The organism is Treponema endosymbiont of Eucomonympha sp. (assembly GCF_001028545.1).
Map to the genome: position 1 here is coordinate 1 of NZ_BBPW01000560.1, position 480 is coordinate 480.

The 480-nt window shown below is 61.5% G+C and carries 1 protein-coding gene; it reads left to right on the forward strand.

The genetic code is table 11. The annotated features are described in order from the left end of the window. On the forward strand, positions 1-480 hold a 480-nt coding region (locus AWU74_RS08050; protein WP_162505087.1), incomplete at both ends, for an aldehyde dehydrogenase family protein.

Genomic DNA, 480 nt, shown 5'->3' on the forward strand with positions numbered 1-480 from the left:
CTTCTTTAATCAGGGCGAAGTCTGCTCGGCGGGTTCGCGCCTTCTTATAGAAGAAAGCCTGCGCGACCGTTTCGTGAAGCGGCTTGCCGAGCGCGCAAACGCCCTGAGCCTCGGCAACCCGGAGCATAACCCTGATATGGGTCCGCTCGTGTCGAAGGCGCACATGGAACGGGTGCTGCGCTATATTGAAACCGGCAAAAAAGAGGGCGCGACGCTCGTCTGCGGCGGCAGCCGATACACGGAGGGCGAATGCGCAAAAGGCTTTTTTGTGCGTCCGACCATATTCGACAACTGCGCGCCCGGCATGACCGTCGTGCGCGAAGAGATTTTCGGGCCGGTCCTTACGGTGCAGACGTTTAAGACGGAGGCGGAAGCCGTCGCGCTGGCAAACGATACCGACTACGGGCTTGCGGGCGCGGTCTTCACGTCGGACGGGGCGCGGGCGCTCCGGGTGATAAAAGAGATTCGGGCGGGAATCAC